Below are 15122 nucleotides of genomic sequence, written 5' to 3'. Positions count from 1 at the left end.
CACGGATCTCTCGTCTATCCGTTGCGGGGGGGGGGTCAGGTGTGTATAGGGGGGGGGTGGGGGGGGGGGTGGTGGGTGCGTGCACGCTGTTGGGTCCTGAGGGACCGGACGCAACCCTGCGCCGCTTTTCGGAGCGGGTTCGGGGTGGTTTGGCCTTTGCAGGCCTTTGCCGAGATCGACCTGGTGGTTGGTGGGGGTGGGGGTTCTGGCCGTCTGTTGAGAACTACATAGTGGACGCGAGCATCTTCGACCTGATGCCCTTTGGGGTGTTGGGTCATCTAATGGTCGCCATCGTGCCCTTTCGGGGGTGTGGTGGTGTTTCTTTTAGCTCATGTGATTTTCAAGTTTCGAAGAGCAAACGGTGGATGCCTTGGCATCTGGAGCCGAAGAAGGACGTCGTAATCTGCGATAAGCCTCGGGGAGCTGATAAACGAGCTGTGATCCGAGGATTTCCGAATGGGGAAACCCCGCCGGGCCCTTTGGGTGACCTGGTGACTCCCGCCTGAATGTATAGGGCGGGTAGAGGGAACGTGGGGAAGTGAAACATCTCAGTACCCACAGGAAGAGAAAACAACCGTGATTCCGTGAGTAGTGGCGAGCGAAAGCGGAGGAGGCTAAACCTATTGCGTGTGAGACCCGGCAGGGGTTGCGTGGTGGGGGTTGTGGGACCTTTCGGGCTGTTCTGCCGGACAGTCGCGGTGACGTGTCAGGTATAGGCGAACCGGATTGAAAGCCGGACCGGAGTGGGTGTGAGTCCCGTAGCCGAAATGCCTGGCCGGCCGGAGAGGGATCCCAAGTAGCACGGGGCCCGAGAAATCCCGTGTGAATCTGTCAGGACCACCTGATAAGCCTAAATACTCCCAGATGACCGATAGCGGACAAGTACCGTGAGGGAAAGGTGAAAAGTACCCCGGGAGGGGAGTGAAATAGTACCTGAAACCGTTTGCTTACAAACCGTCGGAGCCTCCGTGTTGGGGTGACGGCGTGCCTTTTGAAGAATGAGCCTGCGAGTTAGTGATCTGTGGCGAGGTTAACCCGGGTGGGGTAGCCGGAGCGAAAGCGAGTCTGAACAGGGCGATTCAGTCGCAGGTCCTAGACCCGAAGCGAAGTGATCTATCCATGGCCAGGTTGAAGCGCGTGTAAGAGCGCGTGGAGGACCGAACCCACTTCAGTTGAAAATGGAGGGGATGAGCTGTGGATAGGGGTGAAAGGCCAATCAAACTTCGTGATAGCTGGTTCTCTCCGAAATGCATTTAGGTGCAGCGTTGCGTGTTTCTTGCTGGAGGTAGAGCTACTGGATGGCCGATGGGCCCGACAAGGTTACTGACGTCAGCCAAACTCCGAATGCCGGTAAGTGAGAGCGCAGCAGTGAGACGGTGGGGGATAAGCTTCATCGTCGAGAGGGAAACAACCCAGACCGCCGACTAAGGTCCCTAAGCGCGTGCTAAGTGGGAAAGGATGTGGAGTTGCACAGACAACCAGGAGGTTGGCTTAGAAGCAGCCACCCTTGAAAGAGTGCGTAATAGCTCACTGGTCAAGTGATTCCGCGCCGACAATGTAACGGGGCTCAAGCACGCCACCGAAGTCGTGGCATTACCGCATAGTGATCGGCCTTCGTGGTCCAGTCGTGGTGATGGGTAGGAGAGCGTCGTGTGGCCGGGGAAGCGGTGGTGTGAACCAACCGTGGAGGCCACACGAGTGAGAATGCAGGCATGAGTAGCGAAAGACGGGTGAGAAACCCGTCCTCCGGAAGACCAAGGGTTCCAGGGTCAAGCTAATCTGCCCTGGGTAAGTCGGGACCTAAGGCGAGGCCGACAGGCGTAGTCGATGGACAACGGGTTGATATTCCCGTACCGGCGAAGAACCGCCCACACGAAACCAGGAGTGCTAAGCATCCCTAACCGTGCGGATCCCTTCGGGGTGATGTGCGGGGTGGCATGCGACCCCGTCTGGTGGAGTGAGCGTGATAACAGGTGTGACGCAGGAAGGTAGCCGATCCCGGGCGATGGTTGTCCCGGGGCAAGCGTGTAGACCGAGCGATAGGCAAATCCGTCGCTCACGAGGTTGAGACGCGATGCGGATGAAAAGTCGGTGATCCTATGCTGCCGAGAAAAGCATCGACGCGAGGTTCCAGCCGCCCGTACCCCAAACCGACTCAGGTGGTCAGGTAGAGAATACCGAGGAGATCGAGAGAATCGTGGTTAAGGAACTCGGCAAAATGCCCCCGTAACTTCGGGAGAAGGGGGGCCCGAAACGTGAACCCACTTGCTGGGGGAAGCGTGGAGTGGCCGCAGAGACCAGTGGGAAGCGACTGTTTACTAAAAACACAGGTCCGTGCCAAGTCGCAAGACGATGTATACGGACTGACGCCTGCCCGGTGCTGGAAGGTTAAGAGGACCGGTTAGCCGCAAGGCGAAGCTGAGAATTTAAGCCCCAGTAAACGGCGGTGGTAACTATAACCATCCTAAGGTAGCGAAATTCCTTGTCGGGTAAGTTCCGACCTGCACGAATGGCGTAACGACTTCCCAGCTGTCTCAACCGCGAACTCGGCGAAATTGCATTACGAGTAAAGATGCTCGTTACGCGCAGCAGGACGGAAAGACCCCGTGACCTTTACTACAGCTTGGTATTGGTGTTCGGTGCGGCTTGTGTAGGATAGGTGGGAGACTGTGAAGCTGGCACGCTAGTGTCGGTGGAGTCGTTGTTGAAATACCACTCTGGTCGCTCTGGATATCTAACCTCGGACCGTGATCCGGTTCAGGGACAGTGCCTGGTGGGTAGTTTAACTGGGGCGGTTGCCTCCCAAAGAGTAACGGAGGCGCCCAAAGGTTCCCTCAACCTGGTTGGCAATCAGGTGGCGAGTGTAAGTGCACAAGGGAGCTTGACTGTGAGACTGACAGGTCGAGCAGGGACGAAAGTCGGGACTAGTGATCCGGCAGTGGCTTGTGGAAGCGCTGTCGCTCAACGGATAAAAGGTACCTCGGGGATAACAGGCTGATCTTGCCCAAGAGTCCATATCGACGGCATGGTTTGGCACCTCGATGTCGGCTCGTCGCATCCTGGGGCTGGAGTAGGTCCCAAGGGTTGGGCTGTTCGCCCATTAAAGCGGTACGCGAGCTGGGTTTAGAACGTCGTGAGACAGTTCGGTCCCTATCCGCTGCGCGCGCAGGAAATTTGAGAGGATCTGACCCTAGTACGAGAGGACCGGGTTGGACGAACCTCTGGTGTGCCAGTTGTTCCGCCAGGAGCACCGCTGGTTAGCTACGTTCGGGATGGATAACCGCTGAAAGCATCTAAGCGGGAAGCCGGCCTCAAGATGAGATTTCCATCCCCGCAAGGGGGAGAGGCGCCCAGAAGACGACTGGGCTGATAGGCCGGATGTGGAAGCAAGGACTAACGACTTGTGCAGCTGACCGGTACTAATACGCCGATAACTTGACAATCACCACACACAACCAGGTTCAAGGGCAGGGTTGTGTGGCCCGGATTGCTCGCGTCCACTCTGTGGTTCCCAACAGACGGAACAACACAACACAACAACACGACAACACAACACCGACCCCACACCACCACCCCCAAACCGGTGGCCTGGTGTGCACCGAGACCACCACACCCCCCACACACCGGGGTGCTGGTACAGAGTTACGGCGGCCATAGCGCGAGGGAAACGCCCGGACCCATTCCGAACCCGGAAGCTAAGACTCGCAGCGCCGATGGTACTGCAGGGGCGACCCTGTGGGAGAGTAGGACACCGCCGGACAACCATTCGAAGAGAGCCGCCCAGAGTTGGGCGGCTCTCTTCTGTTTAATCCGCGTTCCCGCACCTCGCAGCGGGCACGGGCCTACGCTGGGTTGATGGTGAACCGCCTTGCTGATGCGCTCAGCCCGTACCTGCGGGCGCACGCCGACAATCCCGTCGACTGGTACCCGTGGGGAGAAGCCGCATTTCGGGCGGCACGGGAACGGGACGTACCGGTGCTCGTCTCCATCGGCTACGCCACGTGCCATTGGTGTCACGTCATGGCTCGCGAGAGCTTCAGCGACCCGACGATCGCGGCGATCCTCAACGACCGTTTCGTCGCCATCAAGGTCGACCGTGAGGAGCATCCCGACGTCGATCAAAGTTATCTGGCCGCGGCATCCGCGTTCACCCGCGAGCTCGGCTGGCCGCTGAACGTCTTCACCACCGCTGACGGGCGAGCGTTCTACGCGGGAACGTACTTCCCGCCGCGGCCGGTGCACGGCATCCCCGCGTTCTCCGAGGTGCTGGCGGCGGTCGACGAGGCCTGGCGCGAGCGTCGGGGCGAGTTGGACGAGACGGCGGCAGCCCTTGCTGAAGCGCTGTCCGCGGCATCCGGAACCCCGACCGGCGGCGACCTGCCCGACCGGGCTGCACTCGACCGAGCGGTTTCGATCCTCGCCGGTGCCGAGGATCGCCTGCACGGCGGATTCGGTCGCGCACCGAAGTTCCCGGTGGCGCCCGTACTCGAGTTCCTCGTGGCGGCGGGCGATTCCGGACGCGAGCTCGCCGCTCGCACGCTGAAGCTCATGGGCGCCTCGCCGCTGCGCGACCCCGTTGAGGGCGGGTTCTTCCGGTACGCCACTCGTGCCGACTGGAGCGAGCCGCATTACGAACGCATGCTCACCGACAACGCGCTGCTCCTCGGCGTGGCGGCCGAGCTCGGCCGAGACGAGCACCCGTCCACGTTCGTCAGGCCGCTCGCAGACGGCATCATCCACTTCCTCACGGAGCGGATGCAGCTGGCCTCGGGCGGCTTCGCCAGCGCGCAGGACTCCGAGAGCACGATCGACGGCGAACGGAGTGAGGGCGGGTACTACCGCCGGGATGCCGCTGAGCGAGCCGAGTTGGAGCCGCCGGCGCTCGACGAGAAGGTGCTCACGGGCTGGAATGGGCTCGCCATCGAGGCGCTGGCCCGGGCCGGATTCGTCTTCGACGATCCGAGGGCGGTCGATGCAGCGCGACGCGCAGCGGACTTCCTGCTCGAGCACCACGTTCGAGCCGACGGCATGCTCGTGCGCGCCTCGCTCGGCGGCGTCGCCTCGAACGCTGCGTCGACGCTGGAGGACACGGGCATGCTCGCGAGCGGACTCGTCGAGCTCGCGGTCGCGACGGGCGAGCCGGCCTACGCGATCGCCGCACGAACCCTCATCGACCGCGCAGCGCAGGCCGACGGCGACGGCATGCCCTTCACGGCGCCCGGAGGCGGCGATCCGGTGCTCGTCGCTCGAGGGCTCGCGATGCCCGCGGACCCGGCGGAGGGGGCGGCGCCCTCGGGCATCACCGCGTGCGCCGAAGCCGCGTGGCGACTGTCGGTGCTGGGCGCCGGCAACCGGTACCTCGAGCTCGCAGAGCGCGCGATGCGATCAGTCGCCGGCATCGCGGTCGAGCGCCCGATCGCGTTCGGTGGAGCGCTTGCGCTCATGGCGCGCATGGCCGCGCCGCTCGTTCAGTTGGTGACGGTCGTTCCCGACGGCGGTGGAGCCGACGACGAGCTCGTCGAGGCCACGCGTCGGCATGCGGCATCCGTCTCGATCGTCGTGACCGAGCGCCAGGCCGACGAGTTCGCAGCGGCCGGCTTCGACCTCTTCGAGGGGCGGACGGCGACGGATGCCTCGGCGACGGCATACCGGTGTCGATCCTTCGTGTGCGCGCTGCCGGTGCACAACAAGCCCGACCTGGAAGCGCTCGTCGATCGCTGAGCGCCGCGGGCGGCGGACCGACCCGATCTACCAGCGGGATGGCACCTTGTCGAGCACCGCCCACACCGCCGAGCTGAGCCCAGGGTGGTCGAGGGCGATCGCCCGCAGCAGCTCGTACTCGAAACGCTCGGCGTCGCCGTCGCGTGCGGTGGGGTGGTACGCGCGCGCTCGTGCGGTGCTCCACTGCTCGGAGTGCATCCGCTCCTCACGGAGCGTCGCGACGACCTGCTCGTCGACCGAGGGAAGCTCTGGCAGGAACACCCACGGATCTTCGCCGAGCCGGCACCGCAGGTCGATGAGCGCGGCGAGTTCGTCTCGCGCGTCTTGTCGCAGACGCTCGAGCGTCGGTGCCTCAGGCATTCGCGACCTCCCCTCGCCCTTTCGATCGTAGTCACTCCCGAATGCGTGCCTAGAACACTACGCGCACCGGGTGACGTCGCGGTGAACTCCGGAGCGATTGAATGGGGTGGTGAGCTCCGACATGCGACCCGTCGACGACCGTACCGCCGACCTGCTGCGGCGGCTGCGCGCCGACCTCGCGGCCGCACGCTTCACGGTCACGGTGCTCGACGGCCTGTGGGGCCCCGATGCCGCGGCGGCGCTCCATCGCGGCGAACGGGTGCCGGCGCGGCGGGCGCTGGAGGCGAAGGCCACGCGTCAGGCGGCATCCGACCCGCTCGCCGCGCTCGCGGCGCTCTTCGTGCTCGGACTCGCGGTTCGCCGAACGGCCGTGGAGGACGCGCTGGCGACGCTCGGTGTCGATGGCGCGGTCGAACTCGGGCTCGTCGCCGTCGAAGCGGGGGCGAGCGACGGCGCCGACGGGGCATCCGTGCGGGCGCTGCTCGACCTGCGACCGTACGCCTTCGCCGACGCCCGGGGCGAGGGGCACTGGTGGATCATCTCCGACCTCGGCGAGCTCGCGCTCGGGCACGCACTCGGTGAGCAGCACGTGCTCGGGGTCGGCGGCGCCTCGATGACCCTGTCTGGCCTGATGCTGCCGACTCCTGCGCGGCGGGTGCTCGACCTCGGCACGGGCTGCGGCATCCAGGCCATGCACGCCCCGCGCTTCGCAGACGAGGTGATCGCGACCGACATCTCAGCGCGAGCGCTTGGGACCGCTGCGCTGAACCTGGCCCTGAACGAGGTGGAGGGTGTCGAGCTGCGGCTGGGCAGCCTGTTCGACCCCGTGGGGGGGGAGCGGTTCGCCCGCATCGTGTCGACCCCGCCGTTCGTCATCACTCCGCGAAGGAGCGGCGTGCCGGAGTACGACTATCGTGACGGCGGCATGGTCGGCGACGGCGTCGTCGAGGCGGTCATGCGGGGCGCCGCGCTCCACCTCGAGCCCGGCGGGGTCGCGCAGCTGCTCGGCAACTGGGAGACCCGTGCCGGCGAGGACGGACTGGACCGGGTGCGGGAGTGGGCCGAGCCGCTCGAGCACTGGATCGTGGAGCGGGAGGTGCAGCCGGTCACCGAGTACGCCGAGACGTGGATTCGCGACGGCGGCACCCGCTCGGGCACCCCGGAGTTCGACCGACTCTACGATGTGTGGCTCGACGACTTCGAGCGGCGCGGCGTGCGCAGCGTCGGGTTCGGCTACGTGCTGCTGCGGCGGCCGGTCGCGCCGCTCACGCCCCGGCTCGCTCGCGTCGAGCGCCTCCCGGGCCCGCTCGGCGCAGCCGACGGCGCTGCGGTCGGGCTGGGTTCGCACCTTGCCGCCTGCCTGGCGGCGCACGACCGGCAGGCGAGCCTGAGCGACGACCGACTCGCGGCGGTGGCGCTGACCGTCGCGAAGGACGTCACCGTCGAGCACCACTACTGGCCGGGCGACGAGGATCCCACGGCGATGCTGCTGCGACAGGGCGGTGGGTTCGGCCGTCTGGTCCCGATCGACACCGGGCTCGCGGGGTTCGTCGGCGCGTGCGACGGAGAGCTGGCGGCGGGAGCCATCATCGCCGCGATCGCCCAACTCCTCGAGGTCGACGAATCTGCACTCGCCGCCGAGATACTGCACTCGGCTCGAGCGCTCATCGACCACGGGATGCTGCTGCTCCCGCTGGAATGACGGGCACCCTCGGCCGTCGCGGGGCCAGCGGGGGTAGTCTCGTGGTCGCCTATTCGAAAGCGAGCCGATGCCCGAGAGTCCCCTGTCCGCCTCCCCGTACGAGGTGCTCGGCGTCGCATCCGACGCGGATGCCGCCGAGCTGCGCCTCGCCTACCGCCGAGCCCTGCGCACCGCCCACCCCGACACGGGCGGAGACGCGGTCAGGTTCCACGCCGTGCAGGCCGCGTGGGCGCTCGTCGGCACGCCCGAGGCTCGCGCTGCGTTCGACCGCGGCATCCGAACCGTGGCCCCCTCGGACGCACCTCACCAGACCTGGGCTCCTCCTGCGCCGAGACCGCGTCGCGACTCGCGTCCCCTGGCGCGCTCGTACGGGCACCCGGGCGGGCTGACGCGGGAGCTGTACCTCGATCGGATCCGCGAGTGGGTCGGACGGGGCGTCGAGGTTCCCGATCCGTACGATCCCGAGCTCGTGCGGCGCGCGCCCCGTGACATCCGGCACATCCTGGCCGATGCCCTCGCCGAGGAGGCGACGGCGCGAGCGCTGTCGACGCTCGGCATCGCCTACACCGTCTGGCATGACGTCGCGACGGATGCCGCGGGCCCCGGCCTCCCGCCGAAGCTCGACCATCTCGTGCTCGGTCCGACCGGGCTCTTCGCCATCCAGTCCGAGGACTGGGGCGGCCCCGTGTCGCTGAAGCGCAACGAGCTCGTCGGGGAGTCGCTGGCCGGTGAACGTCCGATCCGGGCGCTCGCCGCGCGGGCGAAGGCCATCGGACGGGCGGCCCGGGTGAAGCCGACGGCGCTCGTCGTCGTCGTGCCAGACGAGTATGCGGCCGAGCCGCTCCAGGTCGGCGGACACGTGCGGGGCGCCACGGTGGCGCTCGTGCGCAGCTCGCGGGTCGCGAGCGCGGTGCGGGAGGGCCTGCCGGGCGCGCCGCAGATCGGCGGCACCGAGGTCATGGAGGTCCGCTCGCGGTTGCAGGCGACCGTGCGCTTTGCGTAGGCCCGCCGCGGAGACGGCGTGAGGAGACGGCGCTGCGGCGGACACGGTGTTGAATAGCAGGATGGCCGCTCCCGACACCGACTCGCACATCGCCGACTTCGCCGCCTTCATCGAGGCCTCGCCATCGTCGTACCACGCGGCCGCCGAGGTCGCTCGCCGCCTCGTCGCCGCCGGTTTCGAGCAGCTCCAGGAGCGAGACGAGTGGCCGGCAGGGCCGGGCCGCCGCGTCGTCGTGCGCGACGGTGCCGTCATCGCCTGGGTGCAACCCGAGGCCGCGACCGCGACGACGCCGTTCCGCATCCTCGGCGCGCACACCGACTCGCCCTCGTTCAAGGTCAAGCCCAACCCGGATTCCGAGGCGGCCGGGCTGCTGCGTGCCGGCGTAGAGATCTACGGCGGGCCGCTGCTGAACTCCTGGCTCGACCGCGAGCTCGAGGTCGCCGGGCGAATCGTCACCGATGACGGATCCGAGCACCTCGTGCGGTCAGGCCCGATGCTGCGCATCCCGCAGCTTGCGATCCACCTCGATCGCGCGGTGAACGACGGCCTCAAGCTCGACAAGCAGCTGCACACCCAGCCGATCTGGGGCAGGTCCGAGGAGGGCGTCGGAGCTGAGCTGTTCGAGCAGCTGCTGTCGGACGGCACGATCGCGCCCGGCCAGGTCGCCGGCCACGACCTGGTGCTGGTCGACACGCAGGCTCCCGCGCGGTTCGGACGAGACGACGCGTTCTTCGCCGCCGGTCGCATGGACAACCTCACGTCGGTGCACGCCGGGCTCGTCGCGCTGCTCGGGGCCCCCACCGACGCCGGTCACGTCAGCGTGCTCGCCGCATTCGACCACGAGGAGCTCGGATCGGCGTCGAGGTCGGGCGCGAGCGGGCCGTTCCTCGACGACGTGCTCGGCCGCATCGCGAGCGGCCTCGGTGCCGACGACACCGACCGGCGGCGGGCGTTCGCCGGCTCCTGGCTCGTCTCGTCCGACACGGGCCACGCGGTGCACCCGAACTACCCCGAGCGCCACGATCCGGTGAACCGGCCGTTGCTCGGCGGCGGGCCGCTGCTGAAGCTCAACGCCAACCAGCGCTACGCGAGCGACGCCCACGGCTCCGCTCTGTGGGCGAACCTGTGCGAGCAGGCCGGGGTGCCGATGCAGCCGTTCGTGTCGAACAACGCGATCCCGTGCGGTTCGACCATCGGGCCGCTCAGCGCGACCCGGCTCGGGATCCGCACGGTCGACGTCGGTCCGCCGCTGCTCTCGATGCACTCCGCCCGCGAGCTGGCGCACGTCGACGACCTCGTCGCGCTGGCCGCGGCGGTCACCGCGTTCTTCGCGTCGGTCGAGGGCTGACCGGCTCCCAGGGCCGACAACGTCGGATGACGCTGTCCGGATGTCGCGCTTCGACGGCGCGATCTCACGCGTGATCCCGCGGCCCGCGGTGCGAGGGTCATGACATGGTCATCCAGAACGCCGTCTTCCAGCAGGCCGCTCCGCCGCACGAGGCGATCGCCCACTTCCGCAGTCGTCTCGGCTTCGAGACGGATGTGTCGGATGTCGCGGCCGCCCTGTCCGGCCCCGAGCCCGGTTTCACGCTCATCGACACGCGAAGCGATGCGGCATGGTCGCAGGGCCATGTGCCCGGCGCGATCCACCTGCCGGGCCGCCGAGTCGCACTCGAGGCTCCGGATCTCGTGCGCGCCGGAACTCCGGTCGTCGTCTACTGCTGGGGTCCCGGATGCAACGGCGCCACGCGCGCCGCCCTCGAGTTCGCGCTGCTGGGGTATCCGGTCAAGGAGATGCTGGGCGGATTCGAGTACTGGGCGCGCGAGGGGTTCGCCTACGAGACCTCCGAGGGCCTCGCCCAGCTTCCCCCCGACGCGCTCACGAACGTCGGCCCGTCGGGGCTGTCGGGCGGCGCGGTGACGAACCACGGAATCAGCTGCGCCTGCTGATCGCCATCGACCGACCGACGCCGGTCAGCGCAGCGGCCCTCGGCGTGCCTCGAGCCACATGGTGTGCTCGCGCAGTCCGTTCCGCACGGCGGCCTTGATGATGAGGTAGCCGATCCAGAGCATGAGCGCGAGGACGGCGAGGTAGATCACGAGGCCGATGATCAGGCTGAGGATGCCGAGGCTCGCGAACAGTTCAGGGGAGGTCGGGTCGGGGGTCTCCATCAGCACAGATTGTCAGATGGAACGGCGGCCGCGCGAGAGTCCCGATCGGGGGGTGCCCGAGGGTGGGGGCGCGCCTCAGCACTCGATGACGTTCACCGCGAGGCCACCCTCGCTCGTCTCCTTGTACTTCGTCATCATGTCGAGGCCGGTCTGACGCATGGTCTCGATGACCGTGTCGAGCGAGACGACGTGGGTCCCGTCGCCGTGCAACGCGAGACGGGCGGCCGAGACGGCGGTCGAGGACGCGATCGCGTTGCGCTCGATGCACGGCACCTGCACGAGCCCGGCGACCGGGTCGCAGGTGAGGCCGAGGTGGTGCTCCATCGCGATCTCGGCGGCGTTCTCGATCTGGCGTGGAGTTCCGCCGAGCACGGCGCAGAGCCCGCCGGCCGCCATGGCGCAGGCCGACCCGACTTCGGCCTGGCATCCGCCCTCGGCGCCCGAGATCGAGGCGTTCTTCTTCACCAGCGAGGCGATCGCGGCGGCGGTGAGCAGGTAACGGCCGATGCCCGCGGCATCCGCGCCCGGAACGAACCGCTGGTAGTAGTGTCCGACGGCCGGGATGATGCCGGCGGCGCCGTTCGTGGGCGCCGTGACGACGCGACCGCCCGACGCGTTCTCTTCGTTGACGGCGAGCGCGAACGCGTGCAGCCACTCGGTCGAGGTGTCGCGCAGGCTGCTCGGGTCGGCTGAACGCTCGCGGTCGTACTCCTCGAGCCGACGGCGCACCTCGGGCGCCCGGCGCTTGACTCCGAGGCCACCGGGCAGCGTGCCCTCGGTGGCGAGCCCGTGCTGGACGCACTCGCTCATCGCCGCCCAGATCGCGTCGAGCCCGGCGTCGATGCCCTGCTCGCCGTGCATGGCCACCTCGTTCGAGCGGGCCACATCGCAGAACGACACGCCGTGCTCGTCGCAGAGGGCGAGCAGTTCGGCGGCATTCGAGTAGGGCAGCGGATGCCGCCGCACCTCGGACTGCTCTGGAGCATCTCCGTCGCGGCGGATGAATCCGCCGCCGATCGAGTAGTAGGTCTCCTCGGCGATGGGAAGCGCGTCTGCCTCGCCCCACGCCTGGAACGTCAGTGCGTTCGGATGGCCGGGGAGGCGGGTGCGGGGTTCGAGGCTGATGTCGGCCTGCGTCATGGTGACGGGCTGTCGGCCGGCGATCCGCACCTCGTCGCCGTCGGCTCCGAGGCGGCTCCACGCGCCGCGGACGTCGGCGGGGTCGCACTCGTCGGGCTTCAACCCCGCGAGTCCGGCGACGACGGCGTCGGGCGTGCCGTGGCCGAGCCCGGTCGCGCCGAGCGATCCGTACAGCGAGCAGGTGATGCGGGTGACGCCCTCGAGCAGGCCGTCGGCCCCGAGTCGCTCGGCGAACGCGCGAGCCGCCCGCATGGGTCCCACGGTGTGCGAACTCGATGGACCGATGCCGATCGAGAACAGGTCGAGGGCTGAGACGAACGCTGTCACCCTTCAAGGGTACGTGGCACAGCGCGCACGGATCCGTCGTCACGTCGCAGGAATGTGCGCGATGACGTCGAGCGGGAGCGCCGAACGCCGTTCAGCGCGCGGTCTTGCGACTGGTGATCCGACCGGTGTCGAAGCCGAGCAGGTGCAGGCCGCCGTTGAAGCGCGCGTGCTCGACCTTGATGCAGCGGTCCATCACGACCGTGAGCCCCTGCTCCTCGCCGGAGCGCGCGGCCTCCTCGTTCCAGATGCCGAGCTGCACCCAGATGGTCTTCGCGCCGATGGCGACGACCTCGTCGATCACGCTCGGGATGTCACTGGCGCGCCGGAACACGTCGACGATGTCGGGCACCTCGGGCAGGTCGGCGAGGCTCCTGTACACGGGCTGCCCGAGGATCTCGGTTGCATTCGGGTTCACGAAGTAGAGGCGGAAGTCGCTGGACTGCTGGAGGTAGGTGCTCACGAAGTAGCTCGAGCGCGCCGGGTTCGGCGAGGCGCCGATGATCGCGACCGACTTCGCGTCGCGGAGGATCCGCTGGCGCTGCTTCGCGTCAGGTCCGATCCACGTTCGCTGCGACTTCAGCAGCTTGGCGAGCGGCGAGCTCGCGGGCAGCTCGCACGAGAGTCCGTTGACGAGGCGCACCGTCTCGAGGCTGTCGCTGGTGGAAGCGCCGGATGCCGCGGCATCCGTCACCGTGTCCGTGCTCATCGTGCTCCTTCGGTCGCGGCCGTGAGGGCCTGGTCGAGATCGTCGATGATGTCCTCGACGTCTTCGAGGCCCACGCTGATCCGGACGACGCCGGGCAGCACGCCGGCGTCGACGAGTTGCTGCTCACTCAGCTGCGCGTGCGTGGTCGACGCCGGGTGGATGATCAGCGTCTTCGCGTCGCCGATGTTGGCGACGTGCGAGGCCAGGTTCACCGACTCGATGAGCTGCTGGCCCACGGCGCGCCCGCCCCTCACCTCGAAGCTGAACACCGACCCCGGTCCGTTCGGCAGGTACTTCAGGGCCCGGTCGTGGTGCGGATGGTTCGGCAGGCCCGCCCACCACACGTGCTCGATGCGCGGGTCGGCCTCGAGCCACTCGGCGACGACGCGCGCGTGGTCGACGTGGGCCTGGATGCGATACGGCAGCGTCTCGACGCCCTGCGCGAGCAGGAAGGCCGAGTGCGGCGCGAGCGACGGCCCGATGTCGCGCAGCTGTTCGGCGCGCAGCCGCGTGAGGAACGCGTACTCGCCGAAGTTGCCCGACCACTCGAGGCCGCCGTAGCTCGGCACCGGCTGGCCGAAGAGCGGGAACTTGTCGCTGTGCCAGTCGAACCGGCCCGACTCGACGACGACGCCGCCGAGCGTCGTGCCGTGCCCGCCGAGGAACTTCGTGGCCGAGTGCGTGACGATGTCTGCGCCCCACTCGATGGGGCGGCTGAGGTACGGCGTCGGGATCGTGGAGTCGACGATGAACGGGATGCCGTGCGCGTGCGCGACCTCGGCGAGCCCTTCGAGGTCGGCGATCTCACCCGAGGGGTTCGCGATGGTCTCGACGAACAGCGCCTTCGTCTTCTCGGTGATCGCCGCGGCGTAGTCGGCGGGATCGGCCGAACGCACGAACGTCGTCTCGACCCCGAAGCGGCGCAGCGTGACATCCAGCTGGGTGATCGACCCGCCGTACAGGTTCGCCGACGCAACGATGTGGTCGCCGGTGCCGGCGAGGCTCGCGAAGGGGATGTACTGCGCGCTCAGGCCGCTCGCCGTCGCGACGGCACCGAGTCCGCCCTCGAGGCTGGCGACCCGCTCCTCGAAGCTCGCGGTCGTCGGGTTCGCGAGGCGCGAGTAGATGTTGCCGTACTTCTGCAGGGCGAACCTCGCGGCGGCGTCCGCGGTGTCGTCGAACACGAAGGCGGTCGATTGGTAGATGGGCAGCGCGCGAGCGCCCGTCACGTCGTCGGGGATGTTCCCCGCGTGGATGGCGCGGGTCTTGAAGCCGTATTCGCGGTCTGCCATGCGTTCACGCTACTGCGGGTCGCCGCGGCATCCGTTTCGGGGTGTAATGCGGGGCAATGGATGCCACGGCCGGCGTCGCGTGCCGACGCTCGCTACGCCGACAGCACCTCGTCGGTCGTCACCACGCGGGCGAAGCCCCCGCCCTCGAGGTTCACGGCGGTCGCCCGGGCGAGCTCGGCGGCCGTGAGCCGGATGCCGCCGGGGCCCTCGAGATCGAACGTGTGCGTCGCGTCGAGCGGCAGCATCACGTCGTAGCCGAGGTTGCCGGCCATCCTGGTGGTCGTCTCCACGCACATGTTCGTCTGGATGCCGGTGATCACCAGCTGACGGATGCCGCGGGCCTGCAGCCACGCGTGCAGGTCGGGCTGCCCGTAGAACGCCGAGTTCACGTTCTTCGTGACGAAGAGGTCGTGCGGGGCATCGGCCACCACGTCCTTCAGGGCGTTGCCGGGGGAGCCTGCGGCGAGCGTCGAACCGGGCTCGACGGAGTCGTGTCGTACGAGCACGATCGGGCGTGCGGCATCCGACCACGCCGTGATCAGGCGGCCGATGTTCGCCTCGGCGTCGGGATTGTCGCGTTCGCCCCACCGGGGGTCGTCGAAGCCCTGCTGCACGTCGATCACGATGAGGGCGGCGGTGTCGTCGATCTGCATGCGTCCATCCTCGCCCGTCGCGTGTGCGCTCGGCGCGGGAACAGGA

General features: G+C 67.9%; 11 protein-coding genes and 2 rRNA genes. 7 read left to right on the top strand and 6 right to left on the bottom strand.

Annotated elements, in window-relative coordinates:
- The first annotated feature begins 338 nt into the window (after positions 1 to 338).
- The 3 genes from HUS56_RS17090 (at position 339) to HUS56_RS17080 (ending at position 5721) form a co-directional block, all read left to right on the top strand.
- A 23S ribosomal RNA gene (locus HUS56_RS17090) occupies positions 339 to 3443 on the top strand.
- Between the two features lie 200 nt (positions 3444 to 3643).
- Positions 3644 to 3760: ribosomal RNA gene (gene rrf / locus HUS56_RS17085) — 5S ribosomal RNA — on the top strand.
- Between the two features lie 95 nt (positions 3761 to 3855).
- Positions 3856 to 5721 (top strand): thioredoxin domain-containing protein, encoded by a 1866-nt coding sequence (locus HUS56_RS17080; RefSeq protein ID WP_173924575.1) that lies wholly within the window; start codon positions 3856 to 3858, stop codon positions 5719 to 5721.
- Between the two features lie 27 nt (positions 5722 to 5748).
- Here HUS56_RS17080 and HUS56_RS17075 read toward each other — a convergent pair whose 3' ends face one another.
- A complete protein-coding gene (locus HUS56_RS17075; RefSeq protein ID WP_173924574.1) occupies positions 5749 to 6081 on the bottom strand; it encodes a hypothetical protein in 333 nt (110 codons plus the stop codon).
- Between the two features lie 121 nt (positions 6082 to 6202).
- Between HUS56_RS17075 and HUS56_RS17070 the strand changes: the two genes are divergently transcribed.
- From HUS56_RS17070 to HUS56_RS17055, 4 genes are all read left to right on the top strand, one after another.
- Positions 6203 to 7783: a methyltransferase gene (locus tag HUS56_RS17070; protein WP_173924656.1), complete on the top strand. Its 1581-nt coding sequence runs from the start codon at positions 6203 to 6205 to the stop codon at positions 7781 to 7783.
- 67 nt (positions 7784 to 7850) lie between these two features.
- Complete coding sequence (locus tag HUS56_RS17065; protein ID WP_173924573.1) at positions 7851 to 8786, top strand: DnaJ domain-containing protein; 936 nt, start codon at positions 7851 to 7853, stop codon at positions 8784 to 8786.
- A 61-nt stretch (positions 8787 to 8847) separates the two neighbouring features.
- Positions 8848 to 10134, top strand: a complete 1287-nt coding sequence (locus HUS56_RS17060) for a M18 family aminopeptidase (RefSeq protein ID WP_173924572.1) — start codon at positions 8848 to 8850, stop codon at positions 10132 to 10134.
- Between the two features lie 104 nt (positions 10135 to 10238).
- Positions 10239 to 10736, top strand: a complete 498-nt coding sequence (locus tag HUS56_RS17055) for a rhodanese-like domain-containing protein (protein WP_173924571.1) — start codon at positions 10239 to 10241, stop codon at positions 10734 to 10736.
- Between the two features lie 24 nt (positions 10737 to 10760).
- On the opposite strand, the gene HUS56_RS17050 is transcribed toward HUS56_RS17055, so the two are convergent.
- From HUS56_RS17050 to HUS56_RS17030, 5 genes are all read right to left on the bottom strand, one after another.
- Positions 10761 to 10958, bottom strand: coding sequence for a hypothetical protein (locus HUS56_RS17050; RefSeq protein ID WP_173924570.1), 198 nt, complete (start codon positions 10956 to 10958; stop codon positions 10761 to 10763).
- Positions 10959 to 11033: 75 nt separating this feature from the next.
- A complete protein-coding gene (locus tag HUS56_RS17045; RefSeq protein ID WP_173924569.1) occupies positions 11034 to 12425 on the bottom strand; it encodes an L-serine ammonia-lyase in 1392 nt (463 codons plus the stop codon).
- A 91-nt stretch (positions 12426 to 12516) separates the two neighbouring features.
- Entirely contained in the window at positions 12517 to 13131 is a 615-nt protein-coding gene (locus HUS56_RS17040) for a CoA-binding protein (RefSeq protein WP_173924568.1), read from the bottom strand.
- Entirely contained in the window at positions 13128 to 14423 is a 1296-nt protein-coding gene (locus tag HUS56_RS17035) for an O-acetylhomoserine aminocarboxypropyltransferase/cysteine synthase family protein (RefSeq protein ID WP_173924567.1), read from the bottom strand. The genes HUS56_RS17040 and HUS56_RS17035 overlap by 4 nt, the downstream gene beginning before the upstream one ends.
- A 92-nt stretch (positions 14424 to 14515) precedes the next feature.
- Positions 14516 to 15076, bottom strand: coding sequence for a cysteine hydrolase family protein (locus tag HUS56_RS17030; RefSeq protein WP_173924566.1), 561 nt, complete (start codon positions 15074 to 15076; stop codon positions 14516 to 14518).
- Between the last annotated feature and the right edge of the window lie 46 nt (positions 15077 to 15122).

Source organism: Agromyces sp. Marseille-P2726 (genome assembly GCF_902809835.1).
Lineage (GTDB): Bacteria > Actinomycetota > Actinomycetes > Actinomycetales > Microbacteriaceae > Agromyces.
This window is presented reverse-complemented; position numbering and strand designations above follow the sequence as displayed.